General features: G+C 72.9%; 18 protein-coding genes. 8 read left to right on the forward strand and 10 right to left on the reverse strand.

Features of this window, described 5'->3' with window-relative positions:
* Window positions 1–152 precede the first annotated feature (152 nt).
* Window positions 153–1,343, forward strand: a complete 1,191-nt coding sequence (locus ACQEVC_RS43800) for a hypothetical protein (protein WP_432890268.1) — start codon at window positions 153–155, stop codon at window positions 1,341–1,343.
* A 231-nt stretch (window positions 1,344–1,574) separates the two neighbouring features.
* Here the strand turns inward: ACQEVC_RS43800 and dxs are convergent, their stop codons facing one another.
* Window positions 1,575–3,569, reverse strand: a complete 1,995-nt coding sequence (gene dxs / locus ACQEVC_RS43805) for a 1-deoxy-D-xylulose-5-phosphate synthase (RefSeq protein ID WP_432890270.1) — start codon at window positions 3,567–3,569, stop codon at window positions 1,575–1,577.
* Window positions 3,570–3,989: 420 nt separating this feature from the next.
* Here dxs and ACQEVC_RS43810 point away from each other — a divergent pair, with 420 nt between their 5' ends.
* Window positions 3,990–4,241 carry a hypothetical protein gene (locus ACQEVC_RS43810; protein ID WP_432890272.1) on the forward strand — a complete coding sequence of 84 codons (252 nt, stop codon included), beginning with the start codon at window positions 3,990–3,992 and terminating at the stop codon, window positions 4,239–4,241.
* Window positions 4,242–4,420: 179 nt separating this feature from the next.
* Window positions 4,421–5,203, forward strand: coding sequence for an RNA ligase family protein (locus tag ACQEVC_RS43815; protein ID WP_432890274.1), 783 nt, complete (start codon window positions 4,421–4,423; stop codon window positions 5,201–5,203).
* 56 nt (window positions 5,204–5,259) lie between these two features.
* Here the strand turns inward: ACQEVC_RS43815 and ACQEVC_RS43820 are convergent, their stop codons facing one another.
* Complete coding sequence (locus ACQEVC_RS43820) at window positions 5,260–6,534, reverse strand: class I SAM-dependent RNA methyltransferase (protein ID WP_432890276.1); 1,275 nt, start codon at window positions 6,532–6,534, stop codon at window positions 5,260–5,262.
* On the reverse strand, window positions 6,531–8,651 hold the full coding sequence (locus tag ACQEVC_RS43825; RefSeq protein WP_432890278.1) for an APC family permease: 2,121 nt from the start codon (window positions 8,649–8,651) through the stop codon (window positions 6,531–6,533). Before ACQEVC_RS43825 ends, ACQEVC_RS43820 begins: the two co-directional genes overlap by 4 nt.
* Before the next feature lie 358 nt (window positions 8,652–9,009).
* On the opposite strand from ACQEVC_RS43825, the gene ACQEVC_RS43830 reads away from it, so the two are divergent.
* Together ACQEVC_RS43830 and ACQEVC_RS43835 are read left to right on the forward strand one after the other, a co-directional pair.
* A complete protein-coding gene (locus ACQEVC_RS43830) occupies window positions 9,010–9,675 on the forward strand; it encodes a potassium channel family protein (protein WP_107258644.1) in 666 nt (221 codons plus the stop codon).
* A gap of 1 nt (window position 9,676) precedes the next feature.
* Window positions 9,677–10,372 carry a potassium channel family protein gene (locus ACQEVC_RS43835; protein ID WP_318395147.1) on the forward strand — a complete coding sequence of 232 codons (696 nt, stop codon included), beginning with the start codon at window positions 9,677–9,679 and terminating at the stop codon, window positions 10,370–10,372.
* A gap of 38 nt (window positions 10,373–10,410) precedes the next feature.
* On the opposite strand, the gene ACQEVC_RS43840 is transcribed toward ACQEVC_RS43835, so the two are convergent.
* The 4 genes from ACQEVC_RS43840 to dut all read right to left on the reverse strand — a co-directional run bounded on the left by ACQEVC_RS43840 (window position 10,411) and on the right by dut (window position 13,326).
* Complete coding sequence (locus ACQEVC_RS43840) at window positions 10,411–11,109, reverse strand: DUF3159 domain-containing protein (protein ID WP_432890282.1); 699 nt, start codon at window positions 11,107–11,109, stop codon at window positions 10,411–10,413.
* 43 nt (window positions 11,110–11,152) lie between these two features.
* Window positions 11,153–11,533 carry an OB-fold nucleic acid binding domain-containing protein gene (locus ACQEVC_RS43845; protein ID WP_318395149.1) on the reverse strand — a complete coding sequence of 127 codons (381 nt, stop codon included), beginning with the start codon at window positions 11,531–11,533 and terminating at the stop codon, window positions 11,153–11,155.
* Window positions 11,534–11,830: 297 nt separating this feature from the next.
* The gene (locus tag ACQEVC_RS43850) at window positions 11,831–12,571 is read right to left on the reverse strand and encodes a DUF3710 domain-containing protein (RefSeq protein WP_432890286.1); all 741 of its coding nucleotides are present in this window, start codon (window positions 12,569–12,571) and stop codon (window positions 11,831–11,833) included.
* Window positions 12,572–12,774: 203 nt separating this feature from the next.
* Window positions 12,775–13,326: a dUTP diphosphatase gene (dut, locus tag ACQEVC_RS43855; protein ID WP_432890288.1), complete on the reverse strand. Its 552-nt coding sequence runs from the start codon at window positions 13,324–13,326 to the stop codon at window positions 12,775–12,777.
* A 42-nt stretch (window positions 13,327–13,368) separates the two neighbouring features.
* On the opposite strand from dut, the gene ACQEVC_RS43860 reads away from it, so the two are divergent.
* Window positions 13,369–13,860, forward strand: a complete 492-nt coding sequence (locus tag ACQEVC_RS43860; protein WP_432890291.1) for a DUF3093 domain-containing protein — start codon at window positions 13,369–13,371, stop codon at window positions 13,858–13,860.
* Between the two features lie 88 nt (window positions 13,861–13,948).
* Here ACQEVC_RS43860 and ACQEVC_RS43865 read toward each other — a convergent pair whose 3' ends face one another.
* Both ACQEVC_RS43865 and ACQEVC_RS43870 read right to left on the reverse strand, forming a co-directional pair.
* On the reverse strand, window positions 13,949–14,842 hold the full coding sequence (locus tag ACQEVC_RS43865; RefSeq protein ID WP_432890293.1) for a hypothetical protein: 894 nt from the start codon (window positions 14,840–14,842) through the stop codon (window positions 13,949–13,951).
* Window positions 14,843–15,040: 198 nt separating this feature from the next.
* A complete protein-coding gene (locus ACQEVC_RS43870; RefSeq protein ID WP_203861001.1) occupies window positions 15,041–15,337 on the reverse strand; it encodes a DUF4193 domain-containing protein in 297 nt (98 codons plus the stop codon).
* 422 nt (window positions 15,338–15,759) lie between these two features.
* Here ACQEVC_RS43870 and ACQEVC_RS43875 point away from each other — a divergent pair, with 422 nt between their 5' ends.
* On the forward strand, window positions 15,760–16,305 hold the full coding sequence (locus ACQEVC_RS43875; protein WP_432890295.1) for a LytR C-terminal domain-containing protein: 546 nt from the start codon (window positions 15,760–15,762) through the stop codon (window positions 16,303–16,305).
* Between the two features lie 3 nt (window positions 16,306–16,308).
* Here the strand turns inward: ACQEVC_RS43875 and ACQEVC_RS43880 are convergent, their stop codons facing one another.
* Window positions 16,309–17,133, reverse strand: coding sequence for an inositol monophosphatase family protein (locus ACQEVC_RS43880; protein WP_432890297.1), 825 nt, complete (start codon window positions 17,131–17,133; stop codon window positions 16,309–16,311).
* A gap of 289 nt (window positions 17,134–17,422) precedes the next feature.
* On the opposite strand from ACQEVC_RS43880, the gene ACQEVC_RS43885 reads away from it, so the two are divergent.
* Window positions 17,423–19,057: an RNA polymerase sigma factor gene (locus ACQEVC_RS43885; RefSeq protein ID WP_432890299.1), complete on the forward strand. Its 1,635-nt coding sequence runs from the start codon at window positions 17,423–17,425 to the stop codon at window positions 19,055–19,057.
* The last annotated feature ends 86 nt before the right edge of the window (window positions 19,058–19,143 follow it).

Raw genomic sequence — 19,143 nt, forward strand, 5'->3', positions numbered from 1 at the left:
TTGCCTGGGCGGCGGGTTTCCGCAGGGCGAGTCGTGTCGCCGGGACCCTGGTCCCCGATCGGTCGGGCTTTCCCGGGTCGCGCCCGAGCCGCGTCCGAGATCTCGTAGGATGTGGCTTCTGTTGACGACTGAGGCGGATCGGGAGCACAGCGGTGGGTTCACTCCCTCGTAGCGGGATCGTCGGCGCGGCCTTCACGCTGGCTCTGCTCACCGGCGGCTGCGGCACCGTCCCGAAGGAACCTCCGGTCGCGCTCCGGGTCGGCTACGACACGCTGGACGGCACCCTCCAGGTGTGGCCCTCGCGGGGCGCCCTGGCCGGTGATCCACAAGCGACCGCGGCGGTGGCCCGAGCCGTCGACAAGTGGCGCTCCCCGGTCGAAGACCGGGTGCACCTGCCCTCCTCCGGCATCCTCTGGCTCGGCGAGGTCGACGGCGGCCGGCTCGCGCTGGTCGCCGCCGACGTGCCCGGCGAGGCGGGGTCCTGGCTGTTGCAGTTGACCGGCGACGGAGCGGACTTCACGGTCGACCGGGCGGTCGAATACACCGATCCGGGCTACCTGGTCTACTCCGACGTGCTGCCGGTGCAGTTGCCCACCGGCCGGCGCTATCTCGTCTCCGCCCGGGTCGACCGGCTCCTCGGGCCGGACCGCCGGCCACTGGCCGTCACCGACGGCCTGACCGGCCCGGTCGCGCTGCCGGCCTGCGCCGCCCGCACCGTCACCGCCCGGCTGCGTCCCAGCGAGTCGCTGCCGAGCGGCAAGGCCGCCGACCGGCTCATCGACCTCGGCACGGGCATCGAGGGGCCGCGCTATCCGCTGGTCGGCGACGACACCGGCTCCGGCACGAAGGTGCTGGACGGCCTCGACACCTGCGCTCTCGGCACCAAGACCGGGCCGTTCGGCAGCATCCCGCACCGGGTGCACGGCGAGGCCCACCCCGGATCGGTGCCGGTCTCCTGGCCGATCGACCGCCTGTCGACGAAGGAGTTGGCCGAGGTCGAGCTGGTGGGTGCCGGGGAGGAGCCGGCCAAGCTCGAACAGCTCAGCTGGCGCACCGACGAGGGCATGATGACGGCGGCCCTGTTCCGGCCCGCCGGAGGTCCGCCGCTGGTCTCGGCCGCCGACCGGCTCGAGCCGCTCCAGGCGTACGTCCTGCCGTTGTCCAGCCCCGTCGTGGTGCTGGTCTGGCAGCCGAGCCCGGAGACCAGCCTCGCACTGCCGGCGAACACGACCCGACTGGTCGACCGCCCCGGCCTGGTCGTGGTGCCGAAGCCGGCCACCCGGGAGACGTTCAGCCTGATCGCCTCGGACAAGACCACCGACCGCTCTGCCGGCGGCAACTGACAACCACTCGACCAGCGGCTCCCGGCCGTCGTCGCACCATCCCTGCCGCAGGGCGGGACCTGGTCGGCGGTAGGGCGGACACGTGCCGCCGGGACCGGACGTACACCTGCCCGGGAGGGTGGACACGTGCCGCCGGGACCCGGACGTACACCTGCCGGTAGGGCGGACATGGATCGGCGCCGACGAGTCCGGTCGGGTGGACCGGGGCGTCGGCGCCGACACGTCCGGCGGTCAACCCCGGCCGTTGCGTCCCTTCGCCGCCCGGTCGCCGTTGGGGGCGGTCACCCGCACCGGCGCGATCGGCTCGTCGTCGAGCTGGGAGACCCAGCCGGTGACGTCCCGGGCCACGTCCTGCGCGGTCAGCCCCAGGTCGGCGAGGATCTGCGCCCGGGTGCCGTGCGGCTGCCAGACCGGCGGCACGCCGAGGTCGCGTACCGGCACCCGCAGGTCGGCGTCGCGCAGCGCCTTGGCCAGCGCGTCACCGACCCCACCGGCGCGTACACCGTCCTCGACGGTGACCACCAGCCGGTGGCTGCCGGCCAGCGTGACCAGCTCCGGCGGGACCGGCCGGACCCAGCGCGGGTCGACCACCGTCACGCCGTAGCCCTGCTCGGCGACCCGGGCGGCCACCTCGACGCCGAGCTGCCCGAAGGCGCCCACCGCGACCAGCAGGACGTCGGTCCGGGCGGACTCGGCGAGCACGTCCACCCCGCCGGAGACCGAGCCGGTGGCGGTGACCCGGCGCACCGCCGGCAGGTCGGCGACGACGGTACCGGTCGGGAAGCGCAGGATCGTCGGCCCGTCCTCGACGGCGACCGCCTCGCGCAGCTCCGCCCGTAGGGTCGCGGCGTCCCGGGGCGCGGCGATCCGCAGCCCGGGCACCACCCCGAAGACGGACATGTCCCAGATGCCGTAGTGACTCGGCCCGTCCGGGCCGGTGATCCCGGCCCGGTCCAGCACGAACGTCACCGGCAGCCTGTGCATCGCGACGTCGAGCAGCACCTGGTCGAAGGCGCGGTTCAGGAAGGTCGCGTAGACCGCCACCACCGGGTGCAGGCCGCCCATGGCGAGGCCGGCGGCGGAAGTGGCCGCGTGCTGCTCGGCGATGCCGACGTCGTAGACCCGGTTCGGGTACTTGCGGGCCAGCGCGGCGATGCCGGTCGGCTCGGCCATCGCGGCGGTGATGCCGACCACGTCCGGCCGCTCGTCGGCGATCGCGACCAACTCGTCGGCGAAGACGTGCGTCCACTTCACCGACGGGGTGGCGAGCAGCTTGCCGGTCTGCACGTCGAACGTGCCCGGGCTGTGCAGGCAGTCGGCGTCGTCCTCCTCGGCCGGACGGTAGCCCAGACCCTTGCGGGTCACCGCGTGCACTATCACCGGCCCGCCGAAGCCCTTGGCCCGGCGCAGCGCCGACTCCATCGCGGCCACGTCGTGCCCGTCGACCGGGCCCAGGTACTTGATGCCGAGGTCCTCGAACATCGCCTGCGGCGCGACCGCGTCCTTGATGCCCTTCTTGACCGCGTGCAGCACCTCGTACATCGGCTTGCCGACCAGCGGGGTGGAGCCGAGTGCCTCCTTGACGACGTCCAGCACCTTCTCGTAGCCGGGGTTGAGCCGCAGCGTGGCCAGGTGGTCGGCCAGGCCGCCGATCGTCGGCGCGTACGACCGGCCGTTGTCGTTCACCACGATGACCAGTGGGTTGCGGGCGGCGGCGATGTTGTTCAACGCCTCCCAGCACATGCCGCCGGTCAGCGCCCCGTCGCCGACCACCGCCACGACGTTGCGCGACTCGCCGCGCAGCGCGTACGCCTTGGCCAGCCCGTCCGCATAGGAGAGCGCGGTCGAGGCGTGCGAGTTCTCGATCAGGTCGTGCTCGCTCTCCGCCTGGCTCGGATAGCCGGAGAGGCCACCGCGCTGGCGGAGCTGGTCGAAGCCCTCCTGCCGCCCGGTGAGCATCTTGTGCACGTACGCCTGGTGACCGGTGTCGAACAGGAAGCGGTCCCGGGGCGAGTCGAAGACCCGGTGCATGGCCAGGGTCAGCTCGACCACCCCGAGGTTCGGGCCGAGGTGCCCGCCGGTCCGGGACACCTTCGCGACCAGGAAGTCCCGGATCTCGGCGGCGAGCGACGCCAGATCCTCGGCGGACATCCGCTTGACGTCCTGCGGTCCACGGACCGCGCCCAACAACCGTCCGGCGGACGTCTCCGACTCCTCCACCGTCATGCCGTCACCTCGCCGCGCTCGGCAGGGGTATCGGGCCGCACGGCGCTGGGCTGGCTGATTCGCTCCCTACACAGGCTCATAGCCGCAGAGTCTATCGGGGCCGGACCGGCCCGCAGCCGGGCCGCCGAAGCAGTGCCACGGAGGGCCCACGCCGTCCAGGTGACAGAGGTTCGGTGCGCATCCCGGCGCGCAGGGTAGCCGATCGGAAGCGGCCCGGCGGGCGAACCGCTTCGCCGGCCGGTTCCGGACGGCTGGCGATCAGCAGAGTCCCGTTGACCGGACGGCGCAGCCGTTGCGGACAGTCGACGATCCCACACCGCGAGTGGCGGGTCCGGGATCCGCCGAACGACCGAAAAATCGGGCAGATGCTGCCAAGGGCCGTAGCATGGCCGGTAACCCACCCTCCCCTAAGGTCTCGACATGTCGCCTGCTGGCTCTCGCCCCGAGTGGTCCCCCGGCCGGACCCGAACCACCCCGGCCTCCGGCCGGTACGCCGTCGGCCAGGTCATCGCGGTCGGTATCGTGCTGCTGGTCGCGCTGCCGCTGCTGCCGCTGATTCTGCTGATCATCGCCTGGATCCGGCTTCGCGACCGGGCCGCCGCCCGGGCCGCCCGCCGGGATACGGAGGCGGTCCCCACGGCGCCCCGGTCCGCCCTGCACGCCATTCCCTGAGCCCCGCCCCGGCAGCCACCGCCCGCGCCGACCGCCACTGCCCCGCATCCTCCGCCGCTGGATCCGGCTGTGTGCCCGCGTACCCGTGCCGAATCTGCGTTGCCTGCCCGGTCGGCGATCCCGCAGAGTTGCCGGAACCACCGGCAGGTGGACGGCAGCGCAGATCACGGGGAGGCAGCATGTCCGACTTCAACGTCCGTACGGCGAACCTGGCCGCCGTCAACTCGTTGACGAAGTACCCGTCCATCCCGACCTACCACTCGCTCGACCCGCGCAACGGCGGACTGCTCGACGAGACCGTCGCCTTCTCCGGCCGGGTCGAGCTGACCGAGAAGGTCGACGGAGTCAACGGTCGGATCGTCTCGCTGCCGGACGGCAGTTACCTGATCGGCAGCCGCGAGGAGCTGCTCTACGCCCGGGGTGACCTGATCGGCAACCCGGCGCTCGGCATCGTCGAGGCGCTCCGGCCGATCGCCGACCGGTTGCCGCCGGCCGACCGGGACGCCATCGTGGTGCACTACCTGGAGGTCTACGGCGGCAAGGTGACCGCCGCGTCGAAGCACTACACCGACGCCCGGACGGTGGGCGCCCGGCTCTTCGACGTGGTCGTGCTGGACGACTACGCCGAGCTGCTGGACTGGCCGGCCGAGCGGATCTCGTCCTGGCGGGAGTCGGCGGGTCAGCCGTTCCTCGCCGAGCCGGAGCTGCTGGCCCGGGCCGACGCCGCCGGGCTGCCGACGGTACCCCGGCTGGCCACGGTCGACGCCGCCGAGCTGCCGACCGACCTGGAGAAGACCCACCGGTTCCTCGGCGAACTCCTGCCGGCCACGACGGTGGCCCTGGACGGTACGCCGGGCCGCGCCGAGGGCGTCGTACTGCGTTCGGAGACCCGCTCGACGATCGCCAAGGCACGGTTCCAGGACTACGAGCGGACCCTGAAGCGCCGCCGTACCGGCCGCTGAGCCGGCGGCGGAGGTCGTTCCCCGGTCCGGGTGTCGACCTCCGCCGCCGGCCGGGTTCAGCCCTCGCCCGGCAGCAGCAGCGCCACCAGCTCCACGTGTTGGGTCATCGGGAAAAGGTCGTAGCCGCGCAGCGCGGCCAGCCGCCAGCCCGCCTCCCGGAACGTCCGGGCGTCCCGGGAGAAGGCGGCCGGGTCGCAGGCCACGTAGGCCACCGCCCGGGTGGTGGCCGCGGCGACCGCCCGGACGACATCGGCGCCGGCACCGGCGCGCGGCGGGTCCAGCACCACCAGGTCGACCGGCCCGACGATCCGGCGCCGCCGCAGCGCCGGCCCGACCGACGCCCGGACCACCTCGATCTGCGGCAGGTCGCGCAGGTTGTCCCGGGCGGCCTCGACAGCCGGCTCCGCCGACTCCACCAGGGTGATCCGGCCGGCCGGGCCGACCCGGCCGGCCAGCGCCGCCGCGAACAGCCCGGCGCCGCCGTAGAGGTCCCAGGCGGACTCGCCGGCCCGCGGCGCCAGCAGGTCGAGTACGGCCGTCGCCAGCGTCTCCGCCGCCGCCGGATGCACCTGCCAGAACGCCTCCGGCGGCAGCCGCCACGTCCGGCCGACCGCCACCTCCCGGACCCGCTCCGCCGCCCCGTCCCCGACCGCCGCCCCGTCCCCGACCGGCGCCCCGTCCCCCGTCCCGCGTACGGTCACGTCGCCGGCCGAGGAGGCGACCACCTCCACCAGGTCGGCGTCGGGCCAGAGCCGGCCGCTGGGCGCCAGCACCGGCAGCTCCTGGATCGCCGGGCGGGCGATCCGGCACCGGTCGATCGGGACCACCTCGTGCGAGCGGTGCTTGAGCAGCCCTGCCCGGCCGGCGGCGTCGACGGCGTACCGGACCCGGGAGCGCCAGCCGAGCGGACCGCCGGGCAGTTCGTCGACCCGGACGTCCAGTTCGGTGACCTCCTCCGGGGACAGTCGGGCCAGCCGGCGTAGCTGCTCGCGTACCACCTCGGCCTTCCAGTGCCGCTGCGCCGCCGGTGCGACGTGCTGGAGGTCGCAGCCGCCGCACCGGTCCGGCCCCGCCCACGGGCACGGCGGGACGACCCGGTCCGGCGAGGCGTCGAGTACGGTCACCGCGTCCGCCCGCAGGAAGTCCCGGCGTACCTCGGTGATCTCGGCGATCACCCGCTCCCCCGGCAGCGCGTGCCGGACGAAGACCACCTGCCCGTCCAGCCTGGCCACGCAGTGCCCACCGTGCGCCACCGGCCCGACGGTCAGCTCGACCCGCTCCGCTTCACCGGGGCCCACCGAGGACACCCGGGACCGTTCCCCGGTGCTCATCGGGGACCTGCCGTGTCCCGCCCGGGGGCGGGCGGAGGCTCGTCGAGGTCGGTACCGGCCAGCGGGGGCGGCGGCGCCGGCGCGGCGGCGGTGTTCGACGGCGGAGGCGGCCCGAGCAGGCCACCGACGGCACTGCCGCGCGGGCCCCGGGCCGGTCCGCGGCTGAGGGTGGCGTCGAACCGGTCCAGGTTCTTCCGGGCGGTGGAGGCGAGCTGCCACGGCACGCTGGTCACCATCACCCCGGGCTCGAAGAGCAGCCGGCCCTTGATCCGCAGCGCGCTCTGGTTGTGCAGCAGGTTCTCCCACCAGTGCCCGACGACGTACTCCGGGATGAAGACGGTGACCACGTCGCGCGGCGACTCCCGGCGCGCCGACGCGACGAAGTCGAGGATCGGCCGGGTGATCTCCCGGTACGGCGAGTCGATCACGGTCAGCGGCACGGCCACCCCGTGCCGTTCCCACTCGGCCTGCACCGCCCGGGTGTCCGCCTCGTCGACGTTCACGGTCAGCGCGGTCAGGGTGTCCGGCCGGGTCGCCTGGGCGTAGGCGACCGCCCGCAGGGTCGGCTGGTGCACCTTGCTGACCAGCACGATCGCGTGGTTGCGGGCCGGCAGCACCGGGCGGCCCTCGGCCGGGGTCAGCTCGGCGGCGATCCGGTCGTAGTGCCGGCGGATGCCCAGCATCATGGCGTAGATCACGGCCATCGCGGCGATGGCGATCCAGGCGCCGAGCAGGAACTTGGTGATCAGGACGACCACCAGTACGGCCCCGGTGAGGCCCATCCCGAAGGCGTTGATGGCCCGGGACCGGACCATCCTCCGCCGGACGACCGGATCCCGCTCGGTACGCAGCATCCGGTTCCAGTGCCGGATCATCCCCGCCTGGGAGAGCGTGAACGAGACGAAGACGCCGACGATGTAGAGCTGGATCAGCCGGGTCACCTCGGCCTGGAAGGCGACGATCAGCAGGATCGCGGTCAACGCGAGGAAGACGATGCCGTTGGAGAACGCCAGCCGATCGCCCCGGGTGTGCAACTGCCGGGGCAGGTAGCGGTCCTGCGCCAGGATCGAGCCGAGCACCGGGAAGCCGTTGAACGCGGTGTTGGCGGCCAGGAACAGGATCAGCGCGGTCGCGCCGGCCACCACGAAGAGCAGGACCCCGCTGCCGAAGATGGCCTCGCCGAGCTGGACGGTCACGGTCTTCTGCACGTAGTCGACCGGGCCGTGCTCGAGCTGCCGGGCCGGGTTCTCCATGAACTGCAGGCTGGTCAGCCGGGACAGCCAGATGATGCCCATGATCATGACGATCGCCACCGAGCCGAGCAGCAGCAGCGTGGTGGCGGCGTTGCGGCTCTTCGGCGGCTTGAACGCGGGTACGCCGTTGGAGATCGCCTCCACCCCGGTCAGCGCGGCGCAGCCCGAGGAGAAGGCTCGGAGCAGCAGGAAGGCCATCGCGAAGGCGGTCAGGTTGGCGTGCTCGGCGCTGACCACCAGGTCGGCGCTGGGCGCCCGGAGGTCGTGGCCGAGGACGAAGATCCGGACCAGCCCGGTGAGGATCATCCCGATGATCACGATCATGAAGCCGTAGGTCGGGATCGCGAACGCGGTGCCGGACTCGCGCAGCCCGCGCAGGTTGATCGCGCTCAGCACGACCACCGCGGTCACCGCGACCCCGACCCGGTGCTCGGAGACGAACGGCAGCACCGACCCGAGGTTGGCCACCCCGGAGGAGACCGACACCGCGACGGTCAGCACGTAGTCGACCAGCAGCGCACTGGCCACCCCGACGCCGAACTTCGGCCCGAGGTTGACGGTGGCCACCTCGTAGTCGCCACCCCCGGAGGGGTACGCGTGCACGTTCTGCCGGTAGCTCGCCACCACGGTGAGCATCACCACCACGACGGCCAGGGCGACCCACGGCGAGAAGAGGTACGCCGAGGTGCCGGCGATCGACAGCGTCAGCAGGATCTCGTCCGGGGCGTACGCCACGCTGGAGAGCGCGTCGGAGGCGAATACCGGCAACGCGATGCGCTTCGGGAGCAGGGTGTGCTGCAACTTGTCCGACCGGAAGGGTCGGCCCAGCAGCAGGCGCTTGACTAGCGAGGTGGGACTGGCCACAACCGCTAAGGGTACGGCTGCCGGATTCGCCCGATCGGGCGGTGCGGCCGATCTTCCCGGTGAACCGGCCGACCCGGCACCCGGCACGGCCCGGTCGCCCGGCACCGGGAGGGCAGCCCGGTCGCCCGGCACCGGGAGGGCAAGCCCGGTCGCCCGGCACCGGGTCGCGGCTGGCAACCGGACCGCGCCGGGCCGCGTCGTGACGGGCCGTGGCGCGCCCCCTCCGGAGTTCGGGACGCGCCGGGAGATCCGGCGGCGCGGAGGTCGGGCGGCACGGGCGGGGGACCGGATGACTACGCTCAGGGTGACATCACCCCACCGGACGGGTCGGTCCCACGGTGACCCGGGAGGACTTACCTTGCACGTCGTGATCATGGGCTGTGGCCGGGTCGGCTCGACCCTCGCGCACAACCTGGAGTCGCGCGGCCACTCGGTGGCCGTCATCGACCAGGACGCGGACGCGTTCCGCCGGCTCGGCCCCGACTTCGGCGGGATCACCGTCACCGGCGCCGGGTTCGACGCGGAGGTGCTCCGCCAGGCCGGCATCGAGCGGGCCGACGGCTTCGCCGCCGTCTCCAGCGGCGACAACTCCAACATCATCTCGGCCCGGCTGGCCCGCGAGACGTACGGCGTCTCCCGGGTGGTGGCCCGGATCTACGACTCCAAGCGCGCCCAGGTCTACGAGCGGCTCGGCATCCCGACCGTGGCCACGGTCCGGTGGACCGCCGACCGGATCGTCCGGCATCTGGTGCCGGAGGGGCACGTGGAGATCTTCCGCGACCCGACCAGCACCGTGTCGATCATCGAGGTGCCGGTGCACGACGACTGGATCGGCCGGCCGGTACGCGGGCTGGAAGAGGCCACCGGCGCCCGGGTCGGATACCTGACCCGGTTCGGCATCGCCGCCCTGCCGACCGCGTCCAGTGTGCTCCAGGAGGGCGACCAGGTCTCCATGCTGGTCACCGACGACATCGCCGACCAGGTGACGACGGTGGCGGGTTCGCCGCCGGAAGGAGGGCGCTGACATGCGGGTCGCCATCGCCGGCGCCGGCAACGTGGGCCGCTCGATCGCCCAGGAGCTGATCGAGAACGGGCACCAGGTGATGCTGATCGAGCGGAAGCCGAAGATGCTCCGCCCGGAGCGGGTACCGGCCGCCGAGTGGGTACTCGCCGACGCCTGCGAGCTGGCCAGCCTTGAGGAGGCCGACCTGGCGAGCTGCGACGTGGTGGTGGCCGCCACCGGCGACGACAAGGTCAACCTGGTGGTCTCGCTGCTGGCCAAGACGGAGTTCGCGGTCCCCCGGGTGGTCGCCCGGATCAACCGGGCCGAGAACGAGTGGCTCTTCACCGACCAGTGGGGTGTCGACGTGGCGGTCAGCAAGCCACGGGTGATGGCGGCCCTGGTCGAGGAGGCGGTGACCGTCGGCGACCTGGTCCGGCTGATGACGTTCCGGCAGGGCGAGGCGAACCTGGTCGAGATCACGCTGCCGCCGACCGCCCCGTACGTCGGGCACCCGGTCCACTCCGTGCCGCTGCCCCGGGACTCGGCGCTCACCGCCATCCTGCGCGGCAAGCGGGTGCTGGTGCCGAGCCCGGACGACCCGCTGGAGGCCGGCGACGAACTGATCTTCGTCTGCACCGCCGAGGTCGAGGACGAGGTCCGCAAGGTGATCCTCGGTCCGGACAGCGTCGAACGGACCCGCGGCAGCAGCAGCGGCTGAGCCGTCAGGGGCGATCGGGCGGGGCCTGCCGGCGGCGGTCAGCCGCCGAGCGGGGCCGGTACGGCCGGCACCCGGTTCACCCGGCGCACCGCCCAGATGGTGATCACCAGCAGCAGCGCGTACGGCGGATAGCCGAGCAGCAGCCGGGCGATCCCGAGCGCGGTGTCCATGTCGGCCAGGTAGAGCCCGGCCTGCACACCCACCTTGGCCAGCCACACCACGCCCCACAGCACGGTGAGTCGGGTGAAGGTGCGGACCAGCCGGGGATCCTGCCGCCACTCGGACCGGCCACCGGCGGCGATGATGGACCAGATCCAGCCGACCAGTGGCTGGCGGATCACCGCCGAACCGAGCAGCACCAGCCCGTAGACGATGCCGTAGAGGATGCCGGGCAGGTAGAAGTCCCGCTCGTCACCGGTACGCCAGGCGATCATGGCGCCGATGCCGATCCCGACCAGGCCGTTGACGGCGTGCCGGACCGGCCGCCGCTGGAAGAGCCGGACGACCGCGATCAGCACCGCGACCGCCACCGAGGCGATCACCGCGGGACGCAGCTCGGTGATGATGTTGACCGCGACGAAGACGACCACGGGGACGCTGGACTCGACCATCCCCCGCCAGCCGCCGAGCTGCTCGGCCATCTGCTCGGTCAGGCTGGGAAGCGGTTCCTCCTCCTCCGTCCGGCCTGCCGTCGGGTCACTGCCCGTGCTGTCGGTGCGGGGCTGTCCAGCGGTCATCTGTGTGTCTTCCGGTCGCGGCCGGAGTCGACGCCGTCCGTGCTCACCGCGGCGACTCCAGCTCGTAGTACGGGTTGTAGATGACTTTACGGTCATCCCGTACCGCCATGCGACCGCGCGCGGTCAATTGCCGGCCCGGCTCGATCCCGGAGATGTGCCGGCGGCCCAGCCAGACCAGGGTCACGATGTCGCTGCCGTCGTAGAGGTCCGCCTCCAGGGTCGGCAGGTTCGTCCGAGGGGTGTAGACCACGGTGCGGAGCCGGCCCGAGACCGACACCACCTGGCCCCGGCGGCACTGCCCGGCCGGGGTGCTGCCGCACTCGGCGCTCTCCCGGAGCAACTCCTCGGCCTCGATCTCGGCCTCGCTCGCGGTGAGCCGTTGCAGGAAGCCCCGCCACGAGACTCGGCCCTGGTCGGTCGCCATGACCCGGTGTCACCCTCCTCGACGCGCCCGCCGGGCGCGTCCTCGGCACGACTGGCGTGAAGCCGTCCCGCAAGCGTACGCCGGTGCGGCACGGGCGCACCTGCCGCCCGGTGGCGGGTTGCCGACCCGCCCGCCACCGGCGCCCGGATCGGCGCCCCCTGACCTCCGGAATCCCCCGGACGGGTCCCGCCGACGGCGGGCGCGTCCGGATACCCCCGGGCGCCTGCCGGCGGCCGCACCAAAGCGCCGCCACGACCGTTCCGGCACCCACCCGCAGGAATACCCGGCGGGCAGGGGTCAGGCGCCGTCGCGGCGGGGTCGCGGTTCGGACCGGTGCGGGTGCTGGTGGCCGGAGACCACCCCGTTGACCGGCGGCCCGGATCCGTCGCCGTCCGGCTGCGGCTCGGCCCCGGCGGCCGCCTCGCGGGGCAGCCGCAGCGGCAGCGGCTCGCGGACCGGCTTGGCCTCCTGGCCCCGGTCGACCACCAGCCCGTTCAGGCACTCGGCGAGCGACCCGGCCGCGGCCGGGTCGCTGGCGGCACGCCCCTGGAAGACACCCTGGATCATCCAGCGCGGCCCGTCCACGCCGACGAACCGCAGGTCGGCGACGCCCCCGTCCGGGGTACGGACCCGGGCTCGCAGCTCGGTGCCGTACTCGCCGTCCACCTCCTCGGCCACCACCCCGTCGGCCGCCAGGGAGGTGCGGATCTCCTCCCGCCACTCCGGCCAGATGTCCTCGGTACGCGGCGCCGCGAAGACCCCCAACTGGAGGGCGCTCTCGCCGTGCACCAGGACGACCTGCTGGATCACCCCGTCCGGGTTGGCCTGGACGCGTACCTCCACGTCCTGTACGGCCGGGATGCGCAGGCTGCCCAGGTCGAGCCGCTGCACGTCCGGCGGCGCGTCGCCGATGTCGTACGGCCCGCGCCTGGGCCCCTCGGGCTCGGCCGCGGCGGCGAGGTCCTGGGTGTCGGCCGACTGCCGACCGGAGCGCTCGTCGCGGGAGTGGCGCCCGCCGCGTCCTCGGGAGAAGATCATCGTGCTTACCTGCTACCTTCCGTTTCCGGATGCCGGATGGGCGGATCTCACTCGCATTGTCGGCCACGGCGTACGGCGACGTCCGACCCGGGGCACTGAACCTTTCTGACCCTCCCCTTGCGGTCCGCCGTGGCCGCAGGTGGAAGTCGGGACGTACGCACCGCGCCGTCCAGGTTGAAAAGGGTCCACCCTTTCCGGCGGGTTCACCGGCTTGCCGTCCCCTCGACCCGCTCGCCCCGGTGGTCGGCGGCGACCAGCCCGGCGTGCCCGCCGGTCGAGCCGTGCCCGCCGGCACCCCGGACCGAGTCGGGCAATTCGTCGACGGGCAGGAACTCGACCCGCTCCACCCGCTGCACCACGAGCTGCGCGATCCGGTCCCCCCGGGAGATCTTCGCCGGGGAGACCCGGTCGTGGTTGATCAGGTTCACCAGGATCTCGCCCCGGTAACCGGCGTCGACCGTACCGGGTGCGTTGAGCACGGTCACACCGAGCCTGGCCGCCAGCCCCGACCGCGGATGGACCAGCCCGACGTACCCGGCGGGCAGGGCCAGCGCGACACCGGTCCGGACCAGCCGCCACTGGCCGGGCGGGATCTCGGTCTCCTCGGCGGCGACCAGGTCGGCTCCGGCGTCACCCGGATGGGCGTACGCCGGCAGCGGCAGGTCGGGGTCGAGTCGCCGGACGGGTACGGGCAGCACGTGCGTCACGCTCTCACTCTCCTGGCAGGTTCGCGGATCCACCGGTGCTGCCCCCATCCTGCCGGGTCGACCGGGCGCGTCGGGCCGTACCCTTCCAGCGTGGCCCCGACAAGTTCCGAGCCCGCCGTCGTCCCGGCCGTTGCCCGGTACGCCGAGCGGCTGACCCTGCCCTGGTGGCTCTGGCTGGCGGGGATCGCCGCCGCCGGGCTGCTGGCCACCGAACTCTGGCTCGGTTCCACCGGCGTACGCGCCTGGCTGCCGTTCGTGGTGCTGTTGCCGCTGGCCGCCGTCGGTCTCGGCTGGCTCGGCCGGATCCGGATCGCCGTACGCGACGGCGAACTGCTGGTCGACGACGCCCGGCTGCCGGTGCGGTTCGTCGCCGACGCGATCCCGCTGGACGCCGAGGGCCGGCGCGAGGTGCTCGGAGTCGGTGCCGATCCGCTGGCGTTCGTGGTGCAGCGTCCGTGGGTGCCGGGAGCGGTGCAGGTGGTCCTCGACGACCCGGCCGACCCGACGCCCTACTGGGTAATCAGCTCCCGCCATCCGGTACGCCTGGCCGAGGCGATCCTCGCGGTCCGCGACCCGGACTGACCCCCGCCCGATCCGCACTCGGTCCACCGTCCGGCTGGACCCGCACCCGGGCAAGGCATCGGAGCCGACCGATCGCCGAGTCGGTCGGTCATCCGCCGAGCGCCTTGGGCCCCTGGCGGAGGTCCTCCCGGACCCGCTCGCCGAGTCCCCGGGTGGCCCGGCCGTTGAGGAAACCGGCCACCGCCGCGCCGGTCAGGAACGGCCCCAGGGTGGTCAGGTTGCGGCCGAACCGCCGCAGCAGCCGGTCCCGCAGCTCCTTGCGGGCCGCCGTGCCGAGTACCGCGCCGACGCCGACCCCGGGCAGCAGCGGATTGACTCCGCGCTGGCCCGCCCAGGAACGGATCAGGGTGACGGCGCGCTGGCCACCGCCGCCCGGCAGCCGCACGCCGTACGCCTCGTGCAGTTCGCCGATCAGCTTGAGTTCGATGGCGACCACCGCGACGGTCTCGGCGGCCAGCAGCACCGGTGCCGAGAGCAGGGTCGGGGTGACCGCCCACTCCACCGCCGCGATGCCGCCACCGGCCGCGCCCACCCCGGCGGTCGCCCTGACGGCGTTGCGGATCAGCCGCTCGGCCAGCGCGTCCCCGTCGAGACCGTCGAAGTGCCGGAGCAGGGTCTCCCGGTCGCGCACCGGGATGTGCGGCGCGATCTCCGTCACCGTGTCGGTGAGCCAGCGGACCGCCGCCTTGGGCTTGAACAGGTTTCCGGGTCGCCCGGTACGCACCTGGCCGACCAGCCGGCCGAGCAGCCGTCGCCGGCGGGACTGGTTCAGCTCGTCGGCGGTGAGCGCGGCGACGGTCGAACTCAGCTCGTCGTCGCGGGACGCCAGTTCGGCACCTGGCGTCGCGCCCCGGCCGGCGGGCGTGGCCGGGGTCGTCCCGTCGACCGGCAGGGCGGGCCCGTCCCGGTCGGTCGGTCCCGGCGCGGCGGCATCGGTCGGTCCCGGCGAGGAAGCGTCGGACGCCCGGTCGGAGCGGCTCATCATGACCTCCAGCGCGTGTCGTCGGTGGGGCGCGCCACCACGCGCATCGAGTCAAGCAGTTACCCGCCAGCCCCGCATGTCGAATCACGCGCGGCGACCCCCAGCCGTGGAGGTCGCCGCTCCCCCCGTACCGGAAGACTCACCCCGTACCCGCCGGACGGGCTCCCCTGCCCGGGAAGACCGCTCCGGCCGCAGTGGTCAGGCGCACTCGCGGCAGATCAGCTCACCGTTGCGCTCCACCGCGAGCTGGCTGCGGTGGTGCACCAGGAAGCAGCGCGCGCAGCGGAACTCGTCCGACTGCATCGGCAGCACCTTCACGGTGAGCTCCTCGTCGGCCAGGTCGGCACCGGGCAGCTCGAAGCTCTCGGCGACCTCGGCCTCGTCGACGTCCACGGCGGCCGACTGTGAGTCGACCCGCCGAGCCTTGAGCTCTTCCAGGCTGTCCTCGCCGAGGTCGACCTCGTCGCGACGCGGGGCGTCGTAGTCGGTGGCCATCGGTCTCACTCTCCCATATCGATATAGTCGCTTCCGGTTGTAACGCCGGAGGACGCTGTTTCGGTTCCCGCTGGCCGGCCTTCACTTCCGGTCGCCCGACCCGGCGCACGTTCCGGGTCGTGGCCGCCGGGCGGAACTCCCCCGGCGAGCGGGGTACCTTACCCCCCTTCGGGCGAGGCATGTATACCGTCCCTGCGGCAGACATGTACGTCCGAGCGCGCGGAGTTGTTCCCAATGTGACTCAGGCGACACGAAGATAGGGGTAGTGGTCGGCCGATCGGCGTCGGCGCGCCGACAAATCTGGCGGATTCAGCACCCGGTCGGACAACGGCTGGCGTCACCGGCATACTCGATAGCCACGGTGGCCCGTCCGGTCGGCCGCCCGGTGTCTGTTCCACACCAGCTTCGCAGGAGCCAAGCAGATGACTTTCGCGCGCGTCCGAGCCCTCCTCGTCGTCGGCGTGCTCGCGGTGATCGCCATAGTGTTCGTCGCTGTCACCCTCGTCCGCGACACCCAGGCCGGCAAGGAGGTCGCCAGCGACTGCCAGGAAGGCGACAAGCTCGCCGACACGCGGTTGCGGCACGCCAAAGACATCAAGATCAATGTCTACAACGCGACCGAGACCGCCGGCCTGGCCAACACGGTGAAGACCGACTTCCAGAACCGGCAGTTCAAGGTCCTCAAGGCCGGCAACGAGCCGGCCAAGAAGGGCATCGACGACGAGGTCGCGGTGCTGCGGTTCGGACCGAAGGGTGTCGGCTCCTACCAGGTGCTCAGGGCGTACTTCCTGAACAAGGCGGAGCCGGAGTTCCAACTCGACCGCAAGGACGACGTGGTCGACGTCGTCATCGGCGGCGAGTTCAAGCAACTGGCAACCATCACCGAGGTCAACCAGGCGCTGACCCAGCGGGACAGCGACAGCACGCAACTGCCGCCCCGGACCTGCGCCGACCCCAACCTGAACTGACCGTCAGGGGCCGCCGGCCGCGTCGAGCCGGGCCAGGTGGTCGTGCAGCCGGCCGAACAGCGCCGGCGGGGCCGCGATCACCAGGTCCGGCCCGGGTGCGGCACCGGACAACCCGTCGACCCGGAGCCCGGCCTCGGTGGCGACCAGCCCGCCGGCCGCGTGGTCCCAGAGGTTCAGTCCCTTCTCGTAGTAGCCGTCGACCAGCCCCTCGGCGGCCAGACAGAGGTCGATCGAGGCGACGCCGAACCGGCGGATGTCCCGGACGTACGGGATGAGCCGGTGCAGCACCCCGGCCTGGTGCGCCCGGCGCGCGGGGTCGTACCCGAACCCGGTGGCGATCAGCGCCTGTCCGAGATCGGTCTCCACCGAGCCCGCCAGCCGCCGGCCGGCCCGGTAGGCGCCCCGGCCCCGGACGGCCGTCCACTCGTCCCCGGTGGCCGCGTTCCGGACCACTCCGGCGACCACCTCGCCGTCGACCTCGGCGGCCAGCGAGACGGCGTAGTGCGGCAGCCCGTAGAGATAGTTCACGGTGCCGTCGATCGGGTCGAGAATCCACCGTACGCCGCCGCCACCGGCCGGGCCGGCGCCCTCGGCGTCGCCGTACTCCTCGCCCAGCACGGCGTCGCCGGGCCGGGCCGCCCGCAGGGTCGCGACCGCCTGCCGCTCCACCGCCCGGTCGGCCGCGGTGACCACGTCGGTCACGGTGCTCTTGGTGGCCACCCCGGAGACGCCGTCGGCGCGCATCCGGTACGCGGTCTCCGCCGCCTCCCGGGCCACCTCGACCGCGATCTTCAACAGCTCCTCCGGAGCCGGTGTCGTGCCGTCCATGACGTCCCCTTCCCGCACGCCTGTGACGTCCCGCCCCCGGCGCGAGTATCATCCTTACAAAGTCAACACGCGCATCGGGTCGGTGGCCCCGGACCACGTCTCCGGCGTGCGGCGCGGGATGATCGCCGCAGACGGCGCTACAATTCACGCCTGCCCACGCGCCACGGACCGCCGAGCACCGGCCGGCCCGGGACACGGGGGTCCCTCAACCACATCGGCCCGACACAACGCATAGCGCTGCGCCGGCCGATCCCGGCCGTGCTCGCTCATCGCCTCCGGAAGGTCATTCGTGACAGAACCCCGCCACATCGGCGCCGACGTACGCTCGCTCACCGACACCCTGATCGCCCACGCGCAGAACGCCGGCGGCCAGCTCACGTCGGCCGAGTTGGCGCGTACGGTCGAGTCTGCTGAGGTGACTCCGGCCCAGGCCAAGAAGATCCTGCGTGCGCTCTCGGACGCGGGGGTGACCGTCGTGGTCGACGGCTCGGCGAGTACCCGTCGCCGGGTCGCCGCCGCCCGGTCCGCCACTCCCGCCTCGCGGGCGACCACCGCCAAGGCGACCAAGAAGTCGGCGCCGCCGGCCCCGAAGCAGGCGCCCGCCGCCGACGAGTCGGCCGGCGCGCCGCGCAAGCCGGCGGCCCGCAAGCCGACGCTCGCGGCCGACGGCGCATCGCCGGCTGGTGCCGCCAAGGCCGCTGAGACGGCCGCCAAGGCTCCGGCGAAGCCCGGCCGGGCAGCCGGCAAGGCCGCCGGCACCGGACCGGCCAAGGCCGCCAAGGCCGGCGCGCCGACCAAGGGTGGCGACCCGGACGGTCCCGGCGAGGACATCGATCCGGAGGAGCTTGCCGCCGAGATCGAGGACGTGGTGGTCGAGGAGCCGGCCGAGCTGGCCAAGGCCGCCGAGGCGGACGCCGCCGACGCCGCGACCGACAACGACTTCGAGTGGGACGACGAGGAGTCCGAGGCGCTCAAGCAGGCGCGCCGGGACGCCGAGCTGACCGCCTCGGCGGACTCGGTCCGGGCCTACCTCAAGCAGATCGGCAAGGTCCCGCTGCTCAACGCCGAGCAGGAGGTCGAGCTGGCCAAGCGGATCGAGGCCGGACTCTACGCCGCCGAGCGGCTGCGCGCCGCCGAGGAGGGCGAGGAGAAGCTCGTCCGGGAGATGCAGCGCGACCTGATGTGGATCTCCCGGGACGGCGAGCGGGCCAAGAACCACCTGCTCGAGGCGAACCTGCGGCTGGTGGTCTCGCTGGCCAAGCGCTACACGGGGCGGGGCATGGCGTTCCTGGACCTGATCCAGGAGGGCAACCTCGGCCTGATCCGCGCCGTCGAGAAGTTCGACTACACCAAGGGCTACAAGTTCTCCACCTACGCCACCTGGTGGATCCGACAGGCCATCACCCGGGCCATGGCCGACCAGGCCCGCACCATCCGCATCCCGGTACACATGGTCGAAGTGATCAACAAGCTGGGCCGGATCCAGCGCGAGCTACTCCAGGACCTGGGCCGCGAGCCCACTCCGGAGGAGCTGGCGAAGGAGATGGACATCACACCCGAGAAGGTGCTGGAGATCCAGCAGTACGCCCGGGAGCCGATCTCGCTCGACCAGACCATCGGCGACGAGGGAGACAGCCAGCTCGGGGACTTCATCGAGGACTCCGAGGCGGTCGTCGCGGTCGACGCGGTCTCCTTCTCGCTGTTGCAGGACCAGCTCCAGCAGGTGCTCCAGACGCTCTCCGAGCGGGAGGCCGGCGTGGTGCGGCTGCGGTTCGGGCTGACCGACGGGCAGCCGCGCACCCTGGACGAGATCGGCCAGGTGTACGGCGTGACCCGCGAGCGGATCCGGCAGATCGAGTCCAAGACGATGTCGAAGCTGCGCCATCCGTCCCGTTCGCAGGTGCTACGCGATTATCTTGACTGACCCCAAAAGTCAACCAGTCGTGTCCATCTGATCACCACACGTACATCGGGCGCATGATGATCGGCGGTTCCCCACTTGTGATCGTT

This window comes from Plantactinospora sp. CA-294935 (genome assembly GCF_050936445.1).
Taxonomy (GTDB): Bacteria; Actinomycetota; Actinomycetes; order Mycobacteriales; family Micromonosporaceae; genus Plantactinospora.

Bases quoted from the DNA above. Each gene is read 5' to 3' on its own strand.
- ACQEVC_RS43865 (WP_432890293.1), bottom strand. From the start codon at position 14,842: ATGAGCCGCTCCGACCGGGCGTCCGACGCTTCCTCGCCGGGACCGACC.
- ACQEVC_RS43880 (WP_432890297.1), bottom strand. From the start codon at position 17,133: ATGGACGGCACGACACCGGCTCCGGAGGAGCTGTTGAAGATCGCGGTC.
- ACQEVC_RS43810 (WP_432890272.1), top strand. From the start codon at position 3,990: ATGTCGCCTGCTGGCTCTCGCCCCGAGTGGTCCCCCGGCCGGACCCGA.
- ACQEVC_RS43835 (WP_318395147.1), top strand. From the start codon at position 9,677: ATGCGGGTCGCCATCGCCGGCGCCGGCAACGTGGGCCGCTCGATCGCC.
- dut (WP_432890288.1), bottom strand. From the start codon at position 13,326: ATGGGGGCAGCACCGGTGGATCCGCGAACCTGCCAGGAGAGTGAGAGC.
- ACQEVC_RS43845 (WP_318395149.1), bottom strand. From the start codon at position 11,533: ATGGCGACCGACCAGGGCCGAGTCTCGTGGCGGGGCTTCCTGCAACGG.
- ACQEVC_RS43850 (WP_432890286.1), bottom strand. From the start codon at position 12,571: ATGATCTTCTCCCGAGGACGCGGCGGGCGCCACTCCCGCGACGAGCGC.
- dxs (WP_432890270.1), bottom strand. From the start codon at position 3,569: ATGACGGTGGAGGAGTCGGAGACGTCCGCCGGACGGTTGTTGGGCGCG.
- ACQEVC_RS43840 (WP_432890282.1), bottom strand. From the start codon at position 11,109: ATGACCGCTGGACAGCCCCGCACCGACAGCACGGGCAGTGACCCGACG.
- ACQEVC_RS43820 (WP_432890276.1), bottom strand. From the start codon at position 6,534: ATGAGCACCGGGGAACGGTCCCGGGTGTCCTCGGTGGGCCCCGGTGAA.
- ACQEVC_RS43875 (WP_432890295.1), top strand. From the start codon at position 15,760: ATGACTTTCGCGCGCGTCCGAGCCCTCCTCGTCGTCGGCGTGCTCGCG.
- ACQEVC_RS43815 (WP_432890274.1), top strand. From the start codon at position 4,421: ATGTCCGACTTCAACGTCCGTACGGCGAACCTGGCCGCCGTCAACTCG.
- ACQEVC_RS43870 (WP_203861001.1), bottom strand. From the start codon at position 15,337: ATGGCCACCGACTACGACGCCCCGCGTCGCGACGAGGTCGACCTCGGC.